Genomic DNA, 21,396 nt, shown 5'->3' on the forward strand with positions numbered 1-21,396 from the left:
ACCTGCGGTCCTTGGCATTTCGAACCGTTTCCCAACAGAATCAGGGCGGAATTCGATATTTGGGATGGGATACCCGCCTCGCTCGGAAACGTCTGATCGATCCTCTCGGAATTCGTCTCAATCGTCGTATCGATGTCGCGACAATCGTGGCTGCGAAAGCCGCCTATGTCACACTGGCGTCTTTCCGTATTCGCCGCGTGCGTCACACATGTCCGTCGCCTTTCTCCATCCCAAGAAGAACGCGCTGGTCTATCTGGTGAAGATTCTCAGCGGCTCGCTGATCGTCTGGTTTGGCCTGCGTGCAGCAGGCTTTCCCGAACCCTACTGGGCGATGATCTCGCTCATCATCGTGACGGAGCCCGATCCGTTACAGGCGCGCAGCAACTTCAAGGCGCGCTCGATCAACACGATTACCGGTGCGATCGTGGCGTGTATCGTCTTGCTGGTGATGGGGCCGGGACTGGCGGCGATGCTCGTGGGAATCACGATCGCCACGCTGGCCGCGATGCTGGTGCAGAACTATCCGGCGAACTGGCGGCTCGGACCAGCCACGGTAGTGATTCTGATGTCGGCGGCGCTCAGCGGACAGGGGCAAGGCCTGCACGAAGAACTGAGCCTCGCCATGCTGCGCGTGATCGAAGTGCTGGTCGGCTCCACCGTCGCACTCATTCAGTCGCTGATTTACGGACGCTACGTGAAGCCCCTGCTGATGCCGGAGGACTGACGCTGCGCTGTATCCCGAAAAGCGAGGCGGCGAGTGCCGCCTGCGCTCAGCGCTGCGCCGGCCGGTTGTTCGACAGGTAGCTCAGCGGCAACGCGTTGCTGCGCTTGAAGGCGCTCAGCACGATGTTCGAGCGCACGTTCTCTACGCCCGGCACCTGCATCAGCCGCTTCATGACGAATGCCGACAAGGCGTTCAGATCCGGAACGACGATCCTCAGCAGGTAATCGGCCTCGCCGACCACCGCGTGACATTCGAGCACCTCGGGCAGCAGATCGATTTCTGCCTGGAATCGCTCGATGACCTGATCGCCATGGTGCTGCAAGCGCAGCGTCGTGAAAGCCGTTACCGCCAGGCCCAGCGCCTCGGGCCGCAATACCACGCGATACCCCTCGATGACCCCTGCGGCTTCGAGCCGTTGCAGGCGTCGACCGATCTGCGACGCCGACAACGCCACATGCTCCGCCAACTGATGATGGGTGGCCCGTCCTTCCTTCTGCAAGGCGTCCAGAAGGGCCAAATCGAAGCTATCCAGATCAAGCATGACGATTCTCCGCAATAAATCACATTTTTATGCGAAATTTATGCAAACGACTTTCACCACAGGCGCATTATGCGCCCATTTCGCGTGACATGCGCAATACACTTTCAAACATTGTCATCGCTTGATTGAGTCGTTCGTATCATGTCCCTTACCGCCATGCTCCAGGAGCAATTCGACGCAGGTCTCTCGACCCGCCCCGACTTCACCATCGATCAACCCGTCGAACAGTACGGCGCGGTGGATCACGCGGTGTGGCAGCAGCTCTACGAACGCCAGACGGCCATGTTGCCAGGCCGCGTCTGCGATGCTTTCATGGATGGCATTCGTGCTCTGGACATGGACGCGCGTCGTGTGCCCGAGTTCGAACGCCTGAACGAAAAACTGATGGCGGCAACCGGCTGGCAGGTCGTAGCGGTACCCGGACTCGTGCCGGATGACGTCTTCTTCGATCACCTCGCCAATCGGCGTTTCCCGGCCACATGGTGGATGCGTCGCCCCGACCAGCTCGATTACCTTCAGGAACCCGACTGCTTCCACGACGTGTTCGGTCACGTGCCGCTGCTTGCCAATCCGGTGTTTGCCGACTTCATGCAAGCGTACGGCAAAGCCGGCACGCTCGCGCAATCGCTCGGCGCGCTGCCGCTGCTGGCGCGCCTGTACTGGTACACCGTCGAATTCGGTTTGATGCGCGACGGCGACGGGCTTCGCATTTATGGCGCGGGCATCGTCTCGAGCCGGGGCGAAACCGAATTCTCGCTGACGTCGCGCGAGCCGAATCGCATCGGGTTCTCGCTCGAACGGGTGCTGCGCACGCAATACCGCATCGACACCTTCCAGCAGACGTACTTCGTGATCGACGACTTTGCTCAGTTGTTCGACGCCATGCGTGCCGATCTGCCGGCACTGTTCAAGGCGTTTGCCGCACAGCCGTCGTTCGAGGCCAACGCGCGTCGGCCAGACGACGCGCGGATTCTGCTGCCGGCATGATGGCATGGCCCGGAGCGTTCCGGGTCATCGCCTCCAAAAACGTCCATCGCCCGTATTCAGCGCACCCTCGACAGCGCCTGAACGTACTTTTTCCAGTTTGGCACGCGCTATCGGAAAGCGCTTACACACGTGCACCGCCAGCCTGTGGAACAATGGTCGAGTCTCACAGTGCCTTGAAAGGAATGCCATGACAACACGACTCACATCCGAGGAACGCGCCACGCTGACCGAAGTGCTGCCCGAGTGGCACCAGGTGGTCGGCCGCGACGCCATCCAGCGCAGCTTCACGTTTCACGACTTCAACGAAGCGTTCGGCTTCATGACGCAAGTCGCGCTCAAAGCGGAAAAGATGGACCATCACCCGGAGTGGTTCAACGTCTACAACCGCGTGGACATCACCCTATCGACCCATGATGCCGAAGGCCTGACCGAGCGCGACGTCAAGCTGGCACTGGCCATCGACCAGTTTGCCGGCGACCGGACGTCGCGCTGATCCTTCCTGTCGCGTTCCTTCCCTCACGCGCTCAGCGCTTCGGCGCGAGCAGCGTGCCGCGACAGGCCTTGCTGCCACAGTGGCAGGCGTATTCGCGTTTGAGCTTTTTGGTGTAGCGGGCGTCGATCACCAGACCGTAGTCGTAAAACAGTTCTTCGCCCGCTTCAATATCGCGCATCGCATAGATGTAGACGCGCTCCCCTTCCTCCCGCGCCTCGCAGTTCGGCGCGCAGGCGTGGTTGATCCAGCGTGCATTGTTGCCGTCGACCTTGCCGTCGATACAGCGGCCGTCTTCCAGGCTGAAATAAAAGGTGTGCGTCGGATGATCCGGATCGTGCGGATGGCGACGCAACGCCTCGCGCCACGAAATGATCTCGCCCTTGTACTCGATCACGCGATCCCCTTTCTTGAGTCGCTTGATCGCATACACACCCTTTCCGTGGACGCCTGACTTCCTGACTTCGATTCTGCGCTTGGCTGCCATCTCTATGCGATGAGGTTTCGTGGATGCAAAAAAGCGCAGTGTACAGGCACGCGACGGTCATGTGCGTGACAGCCCCTGACGAAAAAAAACGTCACCCGGTCGCGGATGACGTTCTCCCCCTGATTCGCGCCGCTCGGGCATCATGCCCGAGCGTGCCGATGCCAACCCGTCGCTCAGCTCTTGCTGTAGAGCTTCCAGACTTTGTTGCGCGTGGCGATTGACGCTTCGACATGCGCATTGCAATCGAGCGCGAGTCGCGAATCGTCGTACGTGGTGTTGAAATGATTGCAGTGATAGGTGCCTTTGCCACGCGCCGACATCTCGAAGTGCTCGCACGTCAGACACATGCGCTGCTGTGGCATATCACCGCGGATTTCCGCCGTGGAGATGAGCTTGACGAGCATGCGGTACAGCTGAGCCCGATCTTTTTCGCTCAGCAGATCTGCGGCCGTCGTCACGAAGCTCGCCCATTGCGATGCCCGCTTGGCGGACGTGCGGCCTTTCGCGGTCAGACGCAGCGCCAGCGCACGACCGTCGTTGGCGTCCCGGCGCTTTTCGACGAGTCCCTTGCTCTCGAGCGTACTCACGGCCTCACTGACCGTGGCCGATGTCAGGGCGGCGTCTTCCGCGATCTCGCCCAATCGCATCGGCACGCCGCGCATGAGCAGGAGCGTGAGAATCTCACCCTGCGTCGGCGTCAATCCAGACAGTGCCGCGCCTTCCCAGGCGTGGCTCCGTAACGCAGTTCCCATGCGCAACAAACCTGCCGTTACGCGTTTGGAGAGCGCTTCATCAAGTGGGGTCGGGGTAGCCATGATTTTCGTTAGGATTTCTAAAAACTATACGTCGATAAAACAGCTTGTCAAATGAACTCACGGGCGGTGCATCACACGTCTCTACCTTGTGCATCGTATATTTTGGCGCCCCGCCCGGGGGAAACCCTAAGCTACTTCCGTGTCGATACTCGACGGCGAGTCGCTGTTGAACGCGCCGCCCCACCACGATTCCATTGTGTGTTCTGAGTTTAATTTTGGCGTATCAGTTCTTGTACTGATCTCCCAAATCCTACTCATGATGTTTACAAAATATTGGTGTCCTGTGCACTTGCGCGGCGAAGCGACGCACCGAAAAAATCATTTCGCATCCCATGCGAATTACACCGCTCACTGAATTGGTGTAACGCATCGCGGCGTATCGAAGCGCGTCGTACCCCGCACCAATTCTCAACTGTCTCGCAAAGCCTCATCCGACGCGGCTCGTAGCCCTTAGCGATGCATTTCGCGAGCGCAACGTCCCCGTTACGTCCCCAATGAAAATCTCTTGATATTCGAGACATCCGCGCGTTTCGAGCGATGCGACGAATGCTCGCAGACCACCCTGCGTTTCGGACAGAACGCAAATGATTTGAAACACAACCGCCGGTCGTCAGTCGTCGGCAGTCGCATCGCGTGAGAAAAAAGGGAAAGAACTGATCGGCGAGTCCGAAAGCAGCCGCTTCGAGACTCGCGAATTGAGAAATTTGACGGTACGGACGATGTCGCTCGTTACGGTCAGCAAAACCAACATCATTCACTTCTTGCACCACGTACGGCAGGTCGGGAAAACAACGTGGCGCGATTGTAGCCGCGAACCGGTCAACCAGTCCGAGAACGTCAAAATTATCCACAAAACCGTGTTTTCGAGGGTGTATTGCACAATATTTAGGCGCCTGTGGATAACTTTCTGGATAAGTTATCGGACTAGTTGTGCATGGGTTCGGGATAAGTCGCGAATCTTTCCACAGGGGTCAAAATCTGTTCAGAGTTGTTCTTCGGATACCCGCTGTTTGTCCATCCAGTTCTCAATCCGGCAACTTCCTGTTTACACAACGTTAACTGTGGTTATCCACAGGAGTTGGCTGCCTTTGTTAACTACTACTATGTATACATACAGTAAACCTATTAAAACCTTAAAACCTTGCTACGAGCGGCGCAAAAACGGCAAAACCCTGTCGTCCTGAACAGTGGAAAACGCAGCGCTTGCGATGCGTGATCGGTCCCACTGACGACCTCGGGATAAGCCTCTCGTAGGGCTTTGCCCGCGAGGGCGGCACTAACCGGATGCGAATCCTGTGGTGTGCCGCACAGCCGCCCCCACGGCGTCACCACAGACGACCGCATCCGGGAACGCGCGACACAAACCCTCCAGGCAAGAAAAAACCCCGCCTTGGCGGGGTTTCGTCACACCGATCGCCTAACGACCGGTATCGGGCTACAAAGCACGTTCAGGGGGTGCTGCCCATCGCAGGCATTGCTGCCGGACCATCTCGTTGAGCGATTTGGCGTCTGCATGAACCTCACGCAGCCACACGGCATCGTTTTTACCGGACGCCACCAACTGGCGAATCTCCTCGCATGCACCTTCGGCTTCAAGCGCCGCCGCATGCGGTTTAATGAGCTCGAGCGTCTTGGTAATGTGATCGCCGAGCATCGACCGCTCACCGGTCTGCGGATCCACGTAAGCGCCTTCCAGACCGAACCGGCAGGCTTCGAAGCGGTTGAACGTGTAGACCAGATAATCGTCTTCACTGAGCTCGAACGGACGCTCGTTGAGCAGATAGTGGGCCAGAGACTGGATATAACAGGCGATAGCGGCCGCGCGACCTACTGACAAGGGGGTATCCATCACCCGGACCTCGATCGTCCCAAAACCCGGTTTAGGACGAATATCCCAGTAGAAGTCCTTCATGCTCTCGACAACGCCGGTCTTCACCATCTTGTCGAAATACGTCTCGAAATCCGACCACTTGAGCACGAAAGGTGCACGACCCGACAGCGGGAAGGCGAAAACGGAGTTCAGACGGGCTGAGTGGAAGCCGGTGTCCACCCCCTGCACGTACGGCGACGAGGCCGACAGCGCGATGAAATGGGGGATGTAACGCGACATGGCGTGCAGGAGGTACAACGCGCTGTCCGGATCGGGGCAACCGATGTGAACGTGCTGGCCGAAAACGGTGAACTGCTTGGCCAGGTAGCCATAGAGTTCGGACAGAAAGTGAAAGCGCGGGGAATCGTAGATCGTCCGCTCGCTCCAGCGCTGAAATGCGTGGGTACCGCCCCCACACAACCCGACGTTGAGCTGCTCGCTCGCGGCCACGAGCACGTCGCGCACGCGCGTGAGCTGGGAGACGGCGTCGCTGTGGTGATGACAGATGTCGGTCGATAGCTCGATCATGCTTTCTGTCATTTCCGGCTTGATATCACCCGGATGCGACTCCTTGGCGACCAGACGCATGACGTCAGCCGCCGCTTTGGTCAGATCGTAATCGTGACGATTGACGATCTGCATTTCCAGCTCTACCCCGAAGGTGCAGGGCTTTGAGGGAACGAATGCTTCTAATGACATGGCTTAATCCTTCCGTTCACCGACAAGGGCCAATGCCCAATAGACCACCAGCGGGCCGGCCAGTTGCAGCAACGCGATGGTGCACATCACCACGGCCTTGAGCATCGGATCGAACTGCGGATAGATGTCGTACGTGTCGGCAACGAGTACGAACGCGAGACTGGCCATCGGGCACAACGACAATCCGAGCGCGACGGCCTGCTTGTAACTGATACCGGCCTGATGGGCGACGGCCACCGTGCCCACGACCTTGGCTACGCCGCGAACGATGATGATCGCCAGCGCCGCCAACCCGCCGAGTACCAGGTATTCCCATTGAAACGCCAGCGACGTCAGCACGAACAGCACCACGGCGAGCAGCCATCCGGCCGTGCCGAAGTACGCCGGCCACAGTTGCGGGCGCTCATCCAGATTCCGGAAGATGATCCCGGCGAGCAGCAGCGTGAGCGAGTTCGGCAGCTTGAGCATGTGCACCAGCGCGACCATCAGCATGATCAGCCCGATGAGCATCACGAAGGCGTGGTGGTCCTGGCTGCCGAACTTGCGAAAGACCAGGTTGCAGGCCTTGGCCAGCACGAACGCCAGCACGATCGAGCCGATGAGCAGGTAGAGCGGGTGGAACAGCACGACCCAGAAGCTGGAGTGATAGGCCTGGTGCATCCAGCCGTAGACCAGCTTGACGGCCACGACCGCGTACACGCTATTGAGCGCCGCGAGCGCCAGCAGACGCTCCGTCACCTGCCCCTCGGCACGCAACTCGTTCTTCAACTGGATCACGACCGCAGGCGACGTCGCCATGCTGATGGACGCGATGAGGACCGCCGTGAGCGGCGACACGCTGAAGACACGCAAGACCGCGTAGACCGCGATGAACGTGAGCAAAGCTTCCAGCGCACTCGTGACGATGATCCAGGGATTGGCCCGCATCCATTTCAGGTTCAGGCGGCTGCCCAGTTCGAACAGCAGCAGGCCAAGCGCCAGGTCGATCAGCAGCCGGATGGCCGCGCTCGTTTGCGCGTCCAGCATGGAAGACAGACCCAGGGTGCCACCGACCAGCCCGACCACGGCGTAACCGGTGATGCGCGGCAGGCGCAGTCTCCGGAAACAGATTTCCCCGGCGAGACCGGCAAATACCAATGCCAGCCCGGCGAAGAAAACGGGATCGGGCGCCGGCGGCCAGCCCGGAAAAAGGGACAGTTCCGACGTCATTAATGCTCGCTTTGCGCCGCTTGACGGCGCATCAAGTGGTGAAAAGGAAAGAAAGTCGCGCGCGGGGTTGCAGATGAAGGACAAATGCGCGACGGACCCGAAGGGTTGGGGTCATTTTGCCACACTCGGTTTTTACGCCCTTCAAACGGTCGTCGAGATGGCCGGAGGCCCGCCGTACGGGCATGTCGGGGGAGTACGTCGCGGGAAGGCAGTTCCTGTCGCTGCCAACCCGGGACGTCGACAGTCTTCGAGCACTTGATAATGCCGGGGGTAGCCAGAAAGTACGGGGGCAAGCGCCGGCAGGGCGCGCCGCCCCCGCATGGGGCGGGCTTTGCACCGCTATAGGGTCAGATTCGATTTATCGAGACGGTCCACCATTTTCAGAAAATGGACGTGTTGAGCCGCAGCGCTACCGCTCCGACGGGGCGCGAATAACGGGCTGAACGGGGTTTCATCTGACGATCCTGGCGAGAGCGTAGCCAGACGGCCGCTGAACTTGGAGACAACGCCATCCCGGGCATTCGGCGCCTAATGTGTCTCAGGCCTTGCGCAGCGCCTGCATGAGATAGCGTGCCGGATCGATGGCGTCGGCCAGATCGCTACCGATCGGCCACGGTTCGCCTTCGATCTGGCTGGCGACGAGCTCCGCACACAGCGACGCGAACACCAGTCCGCGAGAGCCGAACGCAAAGCTGGCGTACAGGCCGTCCAGCCGTGGCAGATCCCGCAGATGCCCCCCGGACAGACGTCGCCGCAGCGGCTCGATGGCCGCGACATCCGGCAGTTGCCCGGCCATCGGCAGACGATCCGGGACGAGTGCCCTGAAGGCCGTGCGTCCGCCCAACTCGGCGGCGGCACTCTCACTGGCCAGTCCACCGTCGCCAAAGGCCGCTGCGTGTGCGGGCAGCAAGGCGGCTAGCCGACGCAGGTTGGCCTGATGATCGGCTAGACGGATCTCCTCGGCGGGATCATCGAATCCGTAGGTCGCCCCGGTGATGGGCCCGGCGCCGCCCAGCAGCGATGGCGCGACATAACCGTCGCCACAAACCGGCACACGAAGCTCGGGCAGCGCGTCGGGCGGAAGGAACGTCAGTTGCCCGCGAACCCGTCTGACCGGCATGTACGTCGGGTCGAGGTACGGCGCCAGCAGCTTTTGCGAGAGGTCGGCCGCGGTCACGATCGCCACATCGGCGGTGGTCAGTTCGCGTCCGGTGTCGTCGAACGCCGTCCAGCGGCCGTCCTCACGTCGCGCCAGCCGTTCGACGCTCACACCATAGCGCGCGTCCAGCGACGGCCCTGACGCCACCAGCTCGGCGCGGCACAACATGGCCGGGGCGAGCCAGCCGCCTTCCGGATACCACACCCCCCCGTGGGCCAACGTTTCCCCGGCGAGCGCCGACGCCTGCGCCACGTCGACCCACTTCGCATACGCCTCCGGATACGCGTGCGCTTCCATGACCTGCTGCAACGCCTGCGCCTCGGTGTCGGACGTGGCGACCTGAAGCAGGCCGTCGGCGTGTCCGGGCAGGCCGCCCGGGAGCGTTCGCCATTGCGAGAGCGCGTAGAGGAAACCGGCGCGCGTCAGGCGCGACAGCACGTTGTCATCGGCCGAGAGTTGCGGATGGAAGACGCCTGCGGGATTGCCTGACGCCGCCGTCCCCGGGGCTTGCGCCCGCTCGAAGAGCCGAACGCGCCAGCCGCGTGCGATGAGGCGTCGCGCCATCGCTGCCCCGGCCATCCCCGCACCGACGACGATCGCTTCACGCGTGTGCTGCGCCCGTGGCGTGCGGGCAGCAGGCGGATCGTAACGGCGCATGCGGTACGGCGGCGCATAGGGTCCGGCGAGCATCGAGCGTTTTGGCCCGTACCCGTGATGACGGATGACCTGAAAGCCCGCGGCGATCAGATCGCGACGGACCTGTCCGACGGCGGTGTACGTCGCCAGCGTCGCTCCATCGCGCGCCAGCCGACCGAGCGACTTGAAGATCTCCAGCGTCCAGATGTCGGGGTTCCGTGACGGGGAGAAGCCGTCGAGATAGAAGGCGTCCGCCCCCACGCGCAGCGACGGCAGCAGATCGGTCGCGTCGCCGAACCCCACGCTCAGCACCACGCCCGGGGCGAGGTCCAGCCGGTGCCAGCCGGCAACCGGCAAAGGCCATACTTCGCACAGCCGTTGCACCAGCGGCGCGAGTTCCGTCATGCCGGGCTGCACGAGCATCGGTTCGAGCGTGCGGCGCAGATCCAGCGGACGGAACGGATATTTCTCCACGGACACGAAGTGCAGCCGGGCGGGACGTTGGGGATCGTCGCGCCAGGCCGCCCACGTCGCGAGGAAATTCAGGCCCAGACCGAAACCGGTCTCGACGATCACGAATTGCTCGCGCCCCCGCCAGCGCTCAGGCAAGCCATTGCCACCGAGAAAGACGTACCGCGCCTGGCCGAGCGCACCGCCCGTGCTGTGATAGACGTCTTCGAAGGCGTCTGAATACGGGGTGCCGTCTTCCGTCGTGGACGGTTGCGCCGGTGTGATCGGGACACTGCCCGGACGGCGGCTCATTCGCTTCCCCGCTCTTCGGTGACGATTTCGATCAGCCCCGGCAGTGACACCACGCCCAGCCACTCGCCGTCGGCGCCCGTCACGGGCACCCAGTCGGCGTGCATCTTGCCCACCGAGCGCAACGCGCTGACCAGCGCCATGTCGCCGTCGAGCGCCTTGCAGGGCGTGACGATCTCCGTCCAAAGTTCCGGTTTGCCTGTCGCCTGACGTCGCCACCAACTGGCGGCGTCGAGCGTGCCGATCAGGCGGCCATCCTGCGCGCGCACCACAAGGTTGCGGTAGCCGGTGTCGACGAAGCGCTCGCCAATGGCATCCGAGCTGTCGGCGGCGCTCACGACGGCATCGTTATTGTCGTTATCCACGGCTAGCGACGAGAGCCGCATCTCGCTGCCCTCGCCCGTCATCGACAACCAGCGGCCAGCCACCTGATTGCGACGCAGCGACTTCGCGTAGACCGAGTCGGCGCGCAGCGTGTGCGCCGTCAGATAGGCGGTCACGCAGGCCAGCATGAGCGGCAGGACGACCTGATAACTCAGCGTCATCTCGAAGATCATCAGAATCGACATCAGGGGGGCGTACGTCGTGGCCGCAAGAAACGCCCCCATACCGACGACCGCGTAACTGCTCGCCACCGACGCCGTTGCCGGGGCAAGCGCGTTCATCGCGATGCCGTAAAGACTGCCGAGCGCGGCGCCGACGAAGAGCGTGGGCGTGAAGACCCCGCCGACCCCCCCGGACCCGGCGGACGACGCCGTCGCCAGCACCTTGAACACCAGCACCATTGCGAGCGCCTGCCAGGCCCAATGCGTGTGCAGGATCGAGTTCACCACGCTGTAGCCGTTGCCCCAGACCTGCGGCACCTGCAACGAGAGCACGCCCACGATCAGGCCGCCGAGCGCGAGCCGCAGGAACAGCGGGATGGGCAAGGCCCCGAAGCGCGCCTTGGCGGTGTCGAGCAGGCGCAGGAACAACGGTGCGAGCACGCCGGCCAGCACGCCGAGGCCCATGTAGAACAGGACTTCCCAGCCGGAGACGAAGTCGAAGCGCGGCATTTGATAGACCGCGTCGTAGCCGAGGAACTGGCGGATGACGATGTTGGCGATGACCGACGCGACGACCAGCGGCCCGAGCGTTGCCGTCGAAATGGAGCCGTAGACGATCTCGGAGATGAACAACGCGCCCGCGATCGGCGCGTTGTAGGCCGACGTGATACCGGCCGTGGCGCCGCAAGCGACCAGCAGACGCAGGCGCTCGGGCGGGAACGCCAGGATGCGTCCGACGAGTGAGGCGAACATCGCGGCGAGCTGCACCATCGGCCCTTCCCGGCCGATCGATGCTCCGGAAGCGACCGAGCACAGCGACGACAGACTCTTGACGAGCGTTTGCCGCAGACTGAGCACGCCCGTGCCGATGGCGATCGCCTCCATATAGTCGTCGGAGCCCTTCTTGGGCACCCACAGCGAGGCGTACTGAAGAATCAGGCCGGCGACGAGCCCGCCGGCGGTCGGCAGCAGCAGACGCTGCCACCAGTTGAGGTCCTGCGCCAGCTCGACCATGCCGCTGTGGTGTCCGGCGAGCAGAAATTGCAGACCCGAGAGCGCCTCACGGAACGCGACGGTCGCCAACGCCCCCAGCAGTCCGACGATGCCGGCCAGCAGCAACGTGATTTGCAAGGTGTTCGGCGCGAATTGACGTCGCACCCACACGACGACGGGCAATTTGGCCCAGGCGGACACGGCTGACACGGATAGGAGGCGGTTGTTGTCGTAGTGGGCCTCATGGTATCGACCGACGCCTTTTTTTGAAAGCGCACCGCCGGACGATCAAATTGACCGTGGAAACTGAATAATGCTCAGGTAAAGCATTTTTCGTCAGGGTATCGGTGCCGTTTCGGCGCATCGCTCGATGTCGATTGGGTGTCGTCGATCCGTGATCGATTTTGGCCTTTCCGGATTGCCCCGATTTTTCACGTCCGATGGATTTTGCGGACCTTTCAAACGGGGCCGGGCGACGGCCAATTTCTGAACATGATTCAGATAAAGGTAAATTTCGAGGCCTGAAGCGAGTTTGTGAGAGGGCTTTTTGGCGCTTTGGCGCATGCGCGGCCTTCAGCGAGGCCGCTGATGGCATGGCTCTCCATGGCCCTGTCTGGCGGCCTAACGCCTGTACTCCCCCGATTTGCCCATCCGCCGACACGAACCCAGTGACGGTGCGCCCTTCCGGCCTTGGGTATTGCGAGTCATCGCCTGCCCGGCCCCTCATGGACATCTTCAATGCCCCATCACATCGCTGGTCACATTCCACGCGGTGAAATAGAATGGCGCGCAATCGAATTGGAACTCAAGCGTAATACCCGAATGGCAGTTAGCAAAAAGGCCGCACAAAAATCGCCCGTGCGTCTGGAAGATCAACTGGGCTTCGCGTTGTACTCGGCATCGCTGGCGATGACAAAGGCCCACAAGCCGATGCTCGACCGACTGGGTCTGACCTACTCACAATACCTCGCCATGGTCGTGCTCTGGGAGCAGGACGACATCGCCGTCAATCAGTTGGGCGCGCGTCTCGGTCTCGACTCGGGCACGCTCACGCCGTTGCTGAAAAGACTGGAAATCATGGGACTTTTGACGCGGCGTCGTGGCGAAGAGGACGAACGTCAGGTGTTCATCGACCTGACGCCGCGTGGCGTGAGTCTGCGTCGTGAGGCGCGTCAGGTGCCGGCGCAAATTCAGGTCGCCACGGGGCAATCCGATACCGCGCAAAAGACGCTTCGCAACCTGTTGTTGCAATTGCGCGATACGCTCACCGACGTCTGAAAAAAGAAAACGCGCGCTTCCGTACGGAAAAGCGCGCGTCATTTAGTTGTGCGCAATCTAATGCGCCATCGTCGAAAACTCAGTGTGCGGGCATGAGCATTTCCATCCCGTCGATTTTCTCCACGGTGTAACCGGCATCACGCCAGGCATCCAGTCCGCCGAGCAGCGGACGCACTTCCGCAAACCCCTGCTGACGCAGTTGCTGGGCCAGTTTCGCGGCCGTCACCTCGTTGGGACAGGCACAGAACACCACGATGCGGCGATCGCGAGGGATATCCCGCAGTTTCTCGGTGATTTCGTCCGGCTCGATGGCCAGCGCCCCCGGAATCGTGAAGGGATCGACGGCGCGGCGTGCGGCGGAGCGCACGTCGATTACGACCGGCGTGATCTCGTCCTTCATCCAGCCTTCGAGCGTCTGTACGCCGATACGGGCCATGCGCAGCGAACGCAGCAGGCGGTAACGGTTCAGCCAGCGATTGAGCAGGTACAGTGCGAAGACCAGCACCACCAGCCACAGCACGCCGCGACCGAGCGTGTCGAACGCATCGAGCACGGCCACGATGTGCGACGCGAAGCCCACGCCGAGCGCCACGGCGACACCCGACCAGAGCACCGCGCCAATGGCGTCGTACAGCAGGAAGGTGCGCCACGACACGCCGAGCGCCCCGGCCATCGGCACCGACAGCGCGGAAAGCCCCGGCACGAAACGGGCAAACATCAGCACGCGCACGCCGTGACGTCCGATCGCCCCTTCCGTGCGGCTCACACAGGTGTCCGGCGAGATGGACAGACGGCACATCAGACGCAGGATGTGGTGACCGTAGCGACGTCCGGCGAGAAACCAGAGCGCGTCGCCGAGCAATGCGGCGAAGACCGCGAGGGCGATGATCAGCAGCGGCGAGAACAGCGACGTCGATGCCGTCACGATGAGCGTGGGATAGGCCGGCAGCGGCAGCCCCAGCGCCTGTCCGAAGATATTCAGGAAGACGAGCCAGAGCCCGAAGCGGGCGATCATATCGAACAACATGCCGGGTACCTGTTGGCGGATGAGGGTTGGCCGAAGCGCGGCCGCAGACGACGAATGCGCGCCAGTCGGCGCGCAAAGTTGCATGTTACTGCCGGGCTGTGACGGCCAGAAGCCGTGAAGCCGAAAAGTATTGTTGCTTTTCTGGAACGATCGCCTCAAAAGCGACGGCGACCTGCTGCAATCGTCCCGATAGCGCGTGATTCCATGGCCTACGTGGCAGCAATCACCCGAGCACAAGCGGCAGCCGGCGAGCGTTCAGCCTGTCATTGACGCGCCATCAGTGCCCCATCGCCGCCGACGCCCCCCGCTTCGGCCGGGTCAGCCAGACCAGCGCGGCCATCGCGAGGAAAACATACCCCGACAAATGGAAGATGTCGTTCGTCGCCAGCATGAAGGACTGGCGTGTCACCAGATCATTGAGCATGCCGAGATCGGCGCCGTTCGCCAGCCCCAACCCCTGGCGCAACTGATCGAGGTAGCTCGTCGTGGCATCCGAATACGGGGTGACGTGTTCGGCGAGCCGCGCGTGATGGTAGATGGCGCGGTCCTCCCACATTGTCGTGCTGACCGCCGTGCCGATGGCGCCGGAAAGCGTACGGAAGAAGTTCGACAGGCCGGAGGCGGCCGCAAGACGGTCGTCCGAGATGCTGGAGAGCGTGATGGTCGTGACCGGCACGAAGAAGCAGGCGATACCGATGCCTTGCACCAGCCGTGGCTCGATGACCTTCGCAAACGACAGATTCAGCGCGAAATGCGAGTTCCAGAATGACACCCCGGCAAAGACGAAGAACGCGAACGACGCCACCGCCCGCAAATTCAGCCGGTTCATGTTTTGCCCGATGATCGGCGACAGCACGAGCGCCAGCAGACCCACGGGCGCTGTCGCCAGCCCGGCCTTGCCGGCGGTGTAGTCCATCACCGTTTGCAGCCATAGCGGGAAGATCACCACCGAGGCGAAGAACGTCATGAAGCCGAACGAAATCACCACGACGCCGAGCGCAAAGTTGCGATCCTTGAAGAGCGTGAGGTCGACGATCGGCTTGTCCGACGTCAGCTCCCACAGGATCAGGAACGACAGGCAGATCGCGGCGGTGAGCGCGAGCGTGACGATCAGACTGTTGTTGAACCAGTCGCGGTCCTTGCCGAGGTCGAGCATCATCTGCAACGAGCCGACGCCGATGGCCAGCAACGCGAGTCCGATCAGATCGATGGGCAGCTTCTGCGTCTTCGTTTCATGACCGCGCAGCAGGAGGAAGCATGAGATTGCCGAGAACAGGCCGACGGGCACGTTGATGTAGAAGATCCAGGGCCACGTGTAGTTGTCCGTGATCCAGCCGCCGACCACAGGACCGAAAATCGGCGCGACGATCACCGTCATCGCCCATAGGCCAAGCGCCAGCCCGCGTTTCTTCTCGGGGAAACTGCGCAGCAGAATGGTCTGCGAGAGCGGCACCATCGGGCCGGACACGAGCCCTTGCAGCAGACGGAAGAAGACGAGCGACTCCATGTTGGGCGCGAGGCCGCACAGCATCGACGCAATCGTGAAGGCCGTGACAGAAAGCACGAACAGTTTCGCTTCGCCCACGCGCCTTGCCAGCCATCCGGTCAGCGGCACGGCGATGGCGGCGGCCACCGCGTAGGAGCTGATCACCCACGTCCCCTGACTGTTCGAGACGCCGACACTCCCGGCGATGGTCGGCACGGCAACGTTCGCGATGGAGGTGTCGAGCACCTCCATGAACGTGCCGAGCGCGAGCCCGACGGTCAGGATGGCCAGTCGCCCGCCGGTGAGCGGCGCGCCGGTCGGCGCGGCGGCGGAGGTTGCGGTGGCAGCGTCTGCCATGTGATGCGTCTCCCTGAAATGACGGCCGGCGCCCGTGGCGCCGCACGATCGATGTCTTTCCCGGATGGTGCCGCACATCCCGCGCGTTGTGCGACGCGGGTTTGGAAGCGAGTCTCTAAATCGTCAGGAAGCGCTCGTAACTGTCTCGCAACTCGTCACGTCTTGCGTGAATCACGCGTCCCGTAAGGGTTTGCGGTCGGTGCGGTTCATTGGCTGCGCGCCGGCTGCGGCGATTCGTCCAGTTGGGCCGAACGCCGGACGGTTTTACCTCTTGACGCCGTAGGGGCGGCAGGATTGAATCGCCCGTAGCGCCCGACGTTTGCCATGCTGCGTCGCTGTCCACGGGTGCTGTCGTCACGCCGTCCGTTGTCTCGCAGGCTCAAATAAGAAACTCTCGTCCCTTCGCCCAACGGCGGTCCGGCGAAAAGAAAAACCACAGGATAAGCCCATGCAGCCAGGTAGCGTCGTTCCCCTGTATTACAGCGAGTTCCTTGTCCTGCTGTCCTTCGTGATATCGGCGCTGGGTGCCTATGTCGCGCTGGTGGCCGCGTCGCGGATTCGCGACGAGGACGGACGTATCAGCGCCGGCTATGTCATTGTGGCGGCGTTCGCGCTCGGGGGCATCGGTATCTGGGGCATGCATTTCATCGGCATGGCCGCGCAACGCATGCCCTTCCCCGTCACCTATTCGCTCTGGCCTACGCTGGGTAGCCTCGTGCTGGCAGTGATCGTCTCCGGACTGGCGCTCTGGTACGTCGCGCGGGCGCCGTATCGAAACGCACTGCAATGCGCCGTCGGTGGCGTGGGGGCGGGTCTGGGCGTTGCCGGCATGCATTATCTCGGCATGAGTGCGGTGCGCACGCAGGCGTACTTCGAATGGGACACGACGATCATCGCGCTCTCGGTGCTCATCGCCATCGTGGCGGCGAGCGTGGCGCTATGGCTGGCGTTCCATCTGGAGACCAGCCTGCAACGTGCGCTGGCGGCGCTGGTCATGGCGGTGGCAGTGTGCGGGATGCATTACACCGGCATGCGCGCGGGCACGATCATCTGCACAGCGGAGACACGCGCGCAGGTCAGCCTGCGCTTGCAGGGCGATACGCTGCCGTACGGGGTATTCGTGATCGCGTGCGTCGTGCTGATGGCGATGGCCGTGCTGCTGTATCGCACTTCGCGCAAGCGGCGCGAACGCATGGCGGCGCGTCTGGACGCACTGATGCGTCAACGGGCGGGGCACGTCTGACCGGTTGCGGCAACGTGCAAGACATCTCGCGGAATTCGGAATTGGCGTACGGAATGCGTTGAACGAGCGCATTGCACGTCGTCACAATACAAAACGCCGGCCCCTCGTAAGACGGGCCGGCGTTTTGTTGGGTCAGGCTTTCAGAGCGTCTGACGACGCTGCACCACGATCAGTGCAGAATCGGGCTTCCGCTGATGGGCATGACATCGCCTGTTTCGATCAGGTCGACGATATCGAACGGTTCAGTGTTGAGTTCGCGCGACGCGCCGGGTTGGCCGGCGTACCACTTAACCATCGCCATGTGACCCAGCACACGGGTCACGATGCCAACGGCACCACGCGGCACTGCGATGTGATTGGATTTGACGATCGATCCGACTTGCACTTGAGCCTCCTGCGAATGACGAGAAACCGATGCGCCGACCGGCCGGCCGGTGCATCGTCATCCGACTATACCGTATTGCGTTGACGGCATTGCCGATTTCTCGGGTGAGGTCTCGAAAAAGCCTTCCGGCTGCCCGCCGTGATGCTCGGCCAGCACGCGGTAATGCGGCCCGCGCGGTGTCCGTACCGAATGGACGAGCACATAACCATCGCACTGCCAGACCAGCGGCGGCGGAGACAGGTCGGAGGGCGCGCGACGCGCGTGACGCAACAGGGAGACGTGCGGACGAAACGCTTGCGTCACGACGCGTGCGCCGGTCGCTCGCCACTGCGAGAGCAGCGCGTCGCGTGTGGCGAGGAGATTGTCCGGCACGCTCGGCGCGCCTGCCCAGACGATCTTTCGGTCGGACCAGTAGCCGAGATGATCGAACGTCAGCGTGAATGGATCGAGCGGCGTGCGCTGCATGAGCCCGAGCAACACGGGCAGACGTGCGGGGTCGACCTCGTCGAGGAATGCGAGCGTCAGATGCAAGGTCTGGGCGCGAAGTACGCGTCCGCCGCATTCTGCATGGGCCGACCGGGCCCAGTCGTGAAGCTGCGCACGTACGCCCGGCCCGGGCCACAAGGCAAGGAAGAGTCGCATGAGAACACCAGGGAGTGGATCCTGCTGATGATTCTCATAGTAGGCGGGAGATCCGGCGAATTCCAGCCGGACAAACGGCAGTGGATCGGCACGATGGATTGTGCCGGCGTTGTGCTGGCGCCGACGAACTTCAGACGGGGCAATGCCGTGCGAGGCGCTGCCCGGACATCACGCCAGGCAATCTTCGTCGCCCAGGCGAGTTACCGGCCGCAGATCAGTTCGTCGAAATACCCGGGGTGATGCCACGGCGACCGCGACGCGGCGTGTCGGCCGGTTTCTCTTCGGGCTTGGCCTGCACAGGCGGACGCATGATGCTGTTCCAGTTGTTCTGGATGGCGGCGTCGGCGCTGTCACGGGAGACGGCGCGTGAGATGTCGGCCGTCGGGTTGAATGCTGACGCACCACCCGCCGGGGCCGATCCGCCAACACCCGTGGCGCCGTTCGCCGGTGCGGGCGTGTTTTGCGCGTGAGCGTGCGGCGTGACGGCCAGTGCCGTCACGAAAACGGCGGGAAGCATCCACCACAGCGACTTGCGCAACAACGCGAGCGAGGGGATGTAATGGGCAAAGGGGGCATTGGAGGCAACGCGGACAGTCGACTTGTGGGCCATCGGAAATCTCTAGCGAGAAGACGTAGACGCCGGTTCGCTCGCCTCGCAGGGGCGACGTCGGCCGACGTCCGTCACATCGCAATTATCGTTAATGTCGCTACGGGATCAGTAGCTGCCGGGCGGCGGCTTCCAGCCCGGGGGCGGAGGCGGTGGTGGTGCATAGCGCTGAACGGGTTGCGACGACACCATGTCGCCGCGCACAGGAACGCGATTGCCGGAGGCATACATGCACTGAACGTAGGCCTGATCATAGCGGCTTTGGGTCAGATATGCAGACGACTGCGCGTTGCCGGCGCCCACCGCGCCGCCTGCGAGCAGGCCTGCACCCGCACCGATGGCGGCACCTGAGCCGCCACCGATGGCGGCACCGGCCGCAGCGCCGAGGGCGGTACCGAGCACGGCGCTGCCGATGGCACTGTTGTTGGCTGCCGTGGTGGCGTCGATGCCGCCGTTCTGGCCGGAGGCGTACTGGCGGCAGTTGAAATCGTCCTGACGGAACTGATCGAACGATTTCCCCGTACCGGGAAGCGCCATGAGGCTCGGCCCGGTGGGCACGACGACACAGCCGGCGAGTGTGGCAGCGGCGATTGCGATGGCGACGGGGGCTACGAGGCGCGGCATGCGGACGCGGCGCGCGGGTGCTGCGCCATGCGTCATTGGCGTCGCTGGCGTTGTTTGCGCGTCAGGTCGGGTCAATTGGCTGGGTGATTCGAATGACATCACGTGTCTCCCGATCAGTTCGACGCCGGTTGCGCGGGCACTTCGCGCCATCCGGCAGGACACGTTTTCACGTAGGGATAGTAGGCACCGGCCTTGTCGCAGTAGTACCAGGTGTCGCTGCTCGCACCGGGCTGATCGTTTTGCGCGCCGGGTTGCGGTTGCTCGACGTATTGCTGCGGTTGGCTGGGGACGACGACGAGCGGCGGTGCGTAGTAAGGCGTGGGTGCGGCGTAGGGATAAGCGTACGGATACGGGTAATAGCCGGGGCCGACCCAAACGCGCACGCCGCTATGCCAGGCGAAGGCGCTGCTGCTGGCCATCGCGGCGGCCACGGCGACGAAGCCGAGGACTACAGGAAGACGTTTCACGACACAGACCTCGAAGAACGAACTCCGGGCGCGGTGGATTCCGCCTCGCGGACGAGCGTCGAATGCGAGTTGGGTGAAACCGGTGCGATGGCATTCGAAGCCATCCATTCATCCGTCCGACGATGAAGATCGTCGCACACCGATTTCGACCTGAGTCGACGCAACGCCGCCCTGGAGTTGACGCCTCAGAGTCTAGGCCTGACACCCCTGCCGGGCAATTACGACGCCTGTTAGAAGTGTTTCAAAGCATTACGTTTTTGCGTGGATGTTTCCTGAATGAGGAGCCTTCTTCGAGGGGACTGAGTGTCAGCGGGCCGGTGCGTTCCGATGTCGGCGGCGGCGTATCACGGGGATGGGATCGACGCGCCGCCGACGCCATTTCGCTGCGGTATGTGCAGGCGGCTACATGTCGTTACACGACGGTCGGCCGTCTTAAGATCCGCTTAAGCTTGCCGCCGCAAACTGGCCTCGTGACTCGCACCCGTCGCATCATCGGTGCGAGGCGCATGACACTTATCACACGCATCGCTCGCACCACTCGCGTCGCTCATAGGGGCACATCATGAATCAGCAGGAATTGCAGACACTTCAGGGCTTTCTGACTCAACTTACGCAAGCGCAGGCTGGCGTCAAGGACGAGCAGGCGGAGGCATTGATCGCCGATGCCGTGCGTCGTCAGCCGGACGCGGCGTATCTCCTCGTGCAGCGTGCATTGCTGCTCGATCACGCACTGGTGTCCGCACGCGCGCAGATCGCGACGCTGCAATCGCAATTGCAGTCGGCGCAGGGCGGCGGCGCACACGACAGTTTCCTCGGCGGTGCCAACACGTGGGGGAACGCGGGGAACGGAGGGTATGCAGCGGGGGCGGCGGCACCGACAGCGGCGGCGGGGTATGGCAACGCGGGCGCGGGTGCAGCACCGGCTCAAGCACCGGCCCAGTACCCGACGCAGATGCAATCCCCTGCGCAGGCGCAACCGGCTCCACAAGCTGCCCCGCCGGCACAACGTTCGGGATGGTTAGGCGACGGCGCCCGCAGCACGCTCGGCAGCATCGCGACGACCGCCGCGGGCGTGGCCGGCGGCGCTTTCCTGTTCCAGGGCATCGAGAGCCTGTTTCACCGCAACAGCGGCGGCGGCTTCTTCGGTCAACCGGCGATGGGCGGATTGGGCAGCGGCATGATGCCCTCGGAGACGATCATCAACAACACGATCTACGAGAACGGAAACGGCGGTGGGAACGGTGGGGGAAGCGACAACAACTTCCTCGACACGTCGAACTCGGACTTCTCGAACATCGACGACGGCCTGATGGACACCGGTGATTACGACGACGATTCGAATTACGTTTGAGCGACCAACGGCGCG

The 21,396-nt window shown here is 62.7% G+C and carries 20 protein-coding genes; 6 read left to right on the forward strand and 14 right to left on the reverse strand.

Annotated features, from left to right (window positions below; all coding sequences use genetic code 11):
* Window positions 1–208: 208 nt before the first annotated feature.
* Window positions 209–724: an FUSC family protein gene (locus C5N93_RS19325; protein WP_069341082.1), complete on the forward strand. Its 516-nt coding sequence runs from the start codon at window positions 209–211 to the stop codon at window positions 722–724.
* 46 nt (window positions 725–770) lie between these two features.
* Here the strand turns inward: C5N93_RS19325 and C5N93_RS19330 are convergent, their stop codons facing one another.
* The gene (locus C5N93_RS19330) at window positions 771–1,265 is read right to left on the reverse strand and encodes an Lrp/AsnC family transcriptional regulator (protein ID WP_069341081.1); all 495 of its coding nucleotides are present in this window, start codon (window positions 1,263–1,265) and stop codon (window positions 771–773) included.
* A 141-nt stretch (window positions 1,266–1,406) separates the two neighbouring features.
* Between C5N93_RS19330 and phhA the strand changes: the two genes are divergently transcribed.
* Together phhA and C5N93_RS19340 are read left to right on the forward strand one after the other, a co-directional pair.
* Entirely contained in the window at window positions 1,407–2,252 is an 846-nt protein-coding gene (phhA, locus tag C5N93_RS19335; RefSeq protein ID WP_242560535.1) for a phenylalanine 4-monooxygenase, read from the forward strand.
* Between the two features lie 187 nt (window positions 2,253–2,439).
* Complete coding sequence (locus tag C5N93_RS19340; protein ID WP_150720623.1) at window positions 2,440–2,745, forward strand: 4a-hydroxytetrahydrobiopterin dehydratase; 306 nt, start codon at window positions 2,440–2,442, stop codon at window positions 2,743–2,745.
* 31 nt (window positions 2,746–2,776) lie between these two features.
* On the opposite strand, the gene C5N93_RS19345 is transcribed toward C5N93_RS19340, so the two are convergent.
* The 6 genes from C5N93_RS19345 to C5N93_RS19370 form a co-directional block, all read right to left on the reverse strand.
* Window positions 2,777–3,229, reverse strand: a complete 453-nt coding sequence (locus tag C5N93_RS19345) for an SET domain-containing protein-lysine N-methyltransferase (RefSeq protein ID WP_069341078.1) — start codon at window positions 3,227–3,229, stop codon at window positions 2,777–2,779.
* Window positions 3,230–3,402: 173 nt separating this feature from the next.
* Window positions 3,403–4,044 carry a MarR family winged helix-turn-helix transcriptional regulator gene (locus tag C5N93_RS19350; protein WP_069341077.1) on the reverse strand — a complete coding sequence of 214 codons (642 nt, stop codon included), beginning with the start codon at window positions 4,042–4,044 and terminating at the stop codon, window positions 3,403–3,405.
* A 1,435-nt stretch (window positions 4,045–5,479) separates the two neighbouring features.
* Window positions 5,480–6,613, reverse strand: a complete 1,134-nt coding sequence (locus tag C5N93_RS19355; RefSeq protein ID WP_242560536.1) for a YbdK family carboxylate-amine ligase — start codon at window positions 6,611–6,613, stop codon at window positions 5,480–5,482.
* A 3-nt stretch (window positions 6,614–6,616) separates the two neighbouring features.
* Entirely contained in the window at window positions 6,617–7,822 is a 1,206-nt protein-coding gene (locus C5N93_RS19360) for a cation:proton antiporter (RefSeq protein WP_150720625.1), read from the reverse strand.
* Window positions 7,823–8,360: 538 nt separating this feature from the next.
* Entirely contained in the window at window positions 8,361–10,379 is a 2,019-nt protein-coding gene (mnmC, locus tag C5N93_RS19365) for a bifunctional tRNA (5-methylaminomethyl-2-thiouridine)(34)-methyltransferase MnmD/FAD-dependent 5-carboxymethylaminomethyl-2-thiouridine(34) oxidoreductase MnmC (protein ID WP_242560537.1), read from the reverse strand.
* Entirely contained in the window at window positions 10,376–12,085 is a 1,710-nt protein-coding gene (locus tag C5N93_RS19370; RefSeq protein ID WP_242560919.1) for a ClcB-like voltage-gated chloride channel protein, read from the reverse strand. The genes mnmC and C5N93_RS19370 overlap by 4 nt, the downstream gene beginning before the upstream one ends.
* 651 nt (window positions 12,086–12,736) lie before the next feature.
* Here C5N93_RS19370 and C5N93_RS19375 point away from each other — a divergent pair.
* Window positions 12,737–13,192, forward strand: a complete 456-nt coding sequence (locus C5N93_RS19375; protein ID WP_242560538.1) for a MarR family transcriptional regulator — start codon at window positions 12,737–12,739, stop codon at window positions 13,190–13,192.
* Window positions 13,193–13,271: 79 nt separating this feature from the next.
* On the opposite strand, the gene C5N93_RS19380 is transcribed toward C5N93_RS19375, so the two are convergent.
* Window positions 13,272–14,219, reverse strand: coding sequence for a DedA family protein/thiosulfate sulfurtransferase GlpE (locus C5N93_RS19380; protein ID WP_242560539.1), 948 nt, complete (start codon window positions 14,217–14,219; stop codon window positions 13,272–13,274).
* Window positions 14,220–14,496: 277 nt separating this feature from the next.
* A complete protein-coding gene (locus C5N93_RS19385) occupies window positions 14,497–16,062 on the reverse strand; it encodes a DHA2 family efflux MFS transporter permease subunit (protein ID WP_242560540.1) in 1,566 nt (521 codons plus the stop codon).
* Between the two features lie 448 nt (window positions 16,063–16,510).
* On the opposite strand from C5N93_RS19385, the gene C5N93_RS19390 reads away from it, so the two are divergent.
* Window positions 16,511–17,305 (forward strand): MHYT domain-containing protein, encoded by a 795-nt coding sequence (locus C5N93_RS19390; protein ID WP_069341070.1) that lies wholly within the window; start codon window positions 16,511–16,513, stop codon window positions 17,303–17,305.
* Window positions 17,306–17,474: 169 nt separating this feature from the next.
* Here the strand turns inward: C5N93_RS19390 and C5N93_RS19395 are convergent, their stop codons facing one another.
* From C5N93_RS19395 to C5N93_RS19415, 5 genes are all read right to left on the reverse strand, one after another.
* Window positions 17,475–17,690, reverse strand: a complete 216-nt coding sequence (locus C5N93_RS19395) for a hypothetical protein (protein ID WP_069341069.1) — start codon at window positions 17,688–17,690, stop codon at window positions 17,475–17,477.
* Window positions 17,691–17,747: 57 nt separating this feature from the next.
* Complete coding sequence (gene thpR, locus C5N93_RS19400) at window positions 17,748–18,332, reverse strand: RNA 2',3'-cyclic phosphodiesterase (RefSeq protein WP_242560541.1); 585 nt, start codon at window positions 18,330–18,332, stop codon at window positions 17,748–17,750.
* Between the two features lie 214 nt (window positions 18,333–18,546).
* Complete coding sequence (locus C5N93_RS19405) at window positions 18,547–18,942, reverse strand: hypothetical protein (protein ID WP_150720632.1); 396 nt, start codon at window positions 18,940–18,942, stop codon at window positions 18,547–18,549.
* 105 nt (window positions 18,943–19,047) lie between these two features.
* Entirely contained in the window at window positions 19,048–19,563 is a 516-nt protein-coding gene (locus C5N93_RS19410; protein ID WP_242560542.1) for a hypothetical protein, read from the reverse strand.
* Between the two features lie 113 nt (window positions 19,564–19,676).
* Window positions 19,677–20,030 (reverse strand): hypothetical protein, encoded by a 354-nt coding sequence (locus C5N93_RS19415; protein WP_242560543.1) that lies wholly within the window; start codon window positions 20,028–20,030, stop codon window positions 19,677–19,679.
* A gap of 562 nt (window positions 20,031–20,592) precedes the next feature.
* On the opposite strand from C5N93_RS19415, the gene C5N93_RS19420 reads away from it, so the two are divergent.
* The gene (locus C5N93_RS19420) at window positions 20,593–21,381 is read left to right on the forward strand and encodes a DUF2076 family protein (RefSeq protein ID WP_242560544.1); all 789 of its coding nucleotides are present in this window, start codon (window positions 20,593–20,595) and stop codon (window positions 21,379–21,381) included.
* Window positions 21,382–21,396: the final 15 nt, after the last annotated feature.

The sequence above is a fragment of the Pandoraea sp. LA3 genome (genome assembly GCF_022696215.1).
GTDB classification, from domain to species: domain Bacteria; phylum Pseudomonadota; class Gammaproteobacteria; order Burkholderiales; family Burkholderiaceae; genus Pandoraea; species Pandoraea capi.

Bases quoted from the DNA above. Each gene is read 5' to 3' on its own strand.
- C5N93_RS19325 (WP_069341082.1), top strand. From the start codon at position 209: ATGTCCGTCGCCTTTCTCCATCCCAAGAAGAACGCGCTGGTCTATCTG.
- C5N93_RS19330 (WP_069341081.1), bottom strand. From the start codon at position 1,265: ATGCTTGATCTGGATAGCTTCGATTTGGCCCTTCTGGACGCCTTGCAG.
- phhA (WP_242560535.1), top strand. From the start codon at position 1,407: ATGTCCCTTACCGCCATGCTCCAGGAGCAATTCGACGCAGGTCTCTCG.
- C5N93_RS19340 (WP_150720623.1), top strand. From the start codon at position 2,440: ATGACAACACGACTCACATCCGAGGAACGCGCCACGCTGACCGAAGTG.
- C5N93_RS19345 (WP_069341078.1), bottom strand. From the start codon at position 3,229: ATGGCAGCCAAGCGCAGAATCGAAGTCAGGAAGTCAGGCGTCCACGGA.
- C5N93_RS19350 (WP_069341077.1), bottom strand. From the start codon at position 4,044: ATGGCTACCCCGACCCCACTTGATGAAGCGCTCTCCAAACGCGTAACG.
- C5N93_RS19355 (WP_242560536.1), bottom strand. From the start codon at position 6,613: ATGTCATTAGAAGCATTCGTTCCCTCAAAGCCCTGCACCTTCGGGGTA.
- C5N93_RS19360 (WP_150720625.1), bottom strand. From the start codon at position 7,822: ATGACGTCGGAACTGTCCCTTTTTCCGGGCTGGCCGCCGGCGCCCGAT.
- mnmC (WP_242560537.1), bottom strand. From the start codon at position 10,379: ATGAGCCGCCGTCCGGGCAGTGTCCCGATCACACCGGCGCAACCGTCC.
- C5N93_RS19375 (WP_242560538.1), top strand. From the start codon at position 12,737: ATGGCAGTTAGCAAAAAGGCCGCACAAAAATCGCCCGTGCGTCTGGAA.
- C5N93_RS19380 (WP_242560539.1), bottom strand. From the start codon at position 14,219: ATGTTGTTCGATATGATCGCCCGCTTCGGGCTCTGGCTCGTCTTCCTG.
- C5N93_RS19385 (WP_242560540.1), bottom strand. From the start codon at position 16,062: ATGGCAGACGCTGCCACCGCAACCTCCGCCGCCGCGCCGACCGGCGCG.
- C5N93_RS19390 (WP_069341070.1), top strand. From the start codon at position 16,511: ATGCAGCCAGGTAGCGTCGTTCCCCTGTATTACAGCGAGTTCCTTGTC.
- thpR (WP_242560541.1), bottom strand. From the start codon at position 18,332: ATGCGACTCTTCCTTGCCTTGTGGCCCGGGCCGGGCGTACGTGCGCAG.
- C5N93_RS19405 (WP_150720632.1), bottom strand. From the start codon at position 18,942: ATGGCCCACAAGTCGACTGTCCGCGTTGCCTCCAATGCCCCCTTTGCC.
- C5N93_RS19410 (WP_242560542.1), bottom strand. From the start codon at position 19,563: ATGCCGCGCCTCGTAGCCCCCGTCGCCATCGCAATCGCCGCTGCCACA.
- C5N93_RS19420 (WP_242560544.1), top strand. From the start codon at position 20,593: ATGAATCAGCAGGAATTGCAGACACTTCAGGGCTTTCTGACTCAACTT.